The organism is Aeromonas sp. R4-1 (assembly GCF_040908325.1).
Lineage (GTDB): Bacteria > Pseudomonadota > Gammaproteobacteria > Enterobacterales > Aeromonadaceae > Aeromonas > Aeromonas veronii.
This window is the reverse complement of the sequence record NZ_JBFODM010000058.1, coordinates 1-1,412: the sequence shown is the minus strand read 5'-3', so window position 1 is coordinate 1,412 and position 1,412 is coordinate 1. Positions and strand designations below refer to the sequence as shown.

The 1,412-nt window shown below is 54.0% G+C and carries 1 protein-coding gene; it reads right to left on the bottom strand.

What is annotated here, in order from left to right; all coding sequences use genetic code 11:
* Positions 1–34 precede the first annotated feature (34 nt).
* Positions 35–1,260, bottom strand: a protein-coding gene (locus tag AB5Y90_RS09095) for an IS3 family transposase (RefSeq protein WP_368166831.1) whose coding sequence is annotated in 2 segments (ribosomal slippage) — positions 35–942 and positions 942–1,260 — 1,227 coding nt in all. Because the reading frame shifts where the segments join, the coding sequence is not laid out codon by codon here.
* Positions 1,261–1,412: the final 152 nt, after the last annotated feature.

Sequence of the window (1,412 nt, the reverse complement as noted above, 5' to 3'; positions counted from 1 at the left end):
GGATAAATTTATCTACTACCTGAAGCAACACCGCTTATATACCCGCACACTTGGAATTATTTGAGTCTCTAAAAATGAGGGGATCTCTGAGGGGTGAACGGTATCCCAAGGCGCTGTGCGGGTGATGCTCGTTATAATGCTCAAACGCGATGGCCAAATTGCCTACCGCTGTTCGGCTATCTGGTTTCGGCATCATCTCGATATAGTCTCGCTTCATCGTCTTGACGAAGCTCTCAGCTATACCGTTGCTCTGTGGGCTTCTCACCGCAGTAGTTCTGGGCTCCAACCCGATTTCTCGTGCAAACGCGCGGGTCTCATGGGCTCGATACGCCGAGCCATTATCAGTCAGCCACTCTACCGGTGATGCCGGCAACGAATCCCCGAAGCGACGTTCGACAGACCTCAGCATGACATCTTGCACCGTGTCACTGTCGTAACCCCCGGTACTGGCAGCCCAATCCAAGGTTTCCCTGTCACAGCAGTCCATGGCGAACGTGACTCGTAGTTTTTCACCGTTATCGCAGCGAAACTCGAAGCCATCTGAGCACCAACGTCGATTGCTCTCTTTGACGGCAACACGCCCCTTATGTGCCCGCTGGGTCAATGGTGCAGCCGGTTTTCTTTCCAGCAGCAGGCCATGATCGCGCATGACGCGATATACCCGTTTGGCGTTTACCACAGGCTGTCGTGTTGCCTCTGACTGACGCCGTAACAGCGCCCAGACTCGGCGATAGCCATAGGAGGGAAGCTCAGCCATCGCCTCCATGATCCGGCCAAGTAAGGCAGCATCATCATGCTGGCGATGATGACGACCATCTTGCCAACCTGGTTTTCGATGAACACGAACGGATAGCTGCGCACGCGATACATTAAGGGCCTGGCTCACAGCACTTAATCGTCGTCCCCCGGCAACAAGGGCGCATGCGCAATCCATTTTTTTGCTCGACCAACCTCCACGGCTTCTTTGAGGATCTCGTTCTCCATGGTCTTCTTCCCGAGCAGACGCTGGAGCTCTCGGATCTGCTTGATGGCAGCAGCCAACTCGGAGGCTGGAACAACATCCTCACCGGCGGTGATCGCCGTGAGAGACCCTTCCTGGAATTGCTTACGCCATTTGAAAAGCTGGTTGGCGTTGACGTCGTGCAAGCGAGCGACATGAGAGACGGTCATTCCGGGCTCAAAGGTCTGCTGCACGATGGAGATCTTTTCCTGCGGAGTCCGGCGTCGACGGCGCTCAGCCCCTGTTAACACTTCGACCATCTTCTCGTTGCGACTAGGGAAGGTGCGAATAAGCGGGGAAATTCTCCTCGGCTGACTCAGTCATTTCATTTCTTCATGTTTGAGCCGATTTTTTCTCCCGTAAATGCCTTGAATCAGCCTATTTAGACCGTTTCTTCGCCATTTAAGGCGTT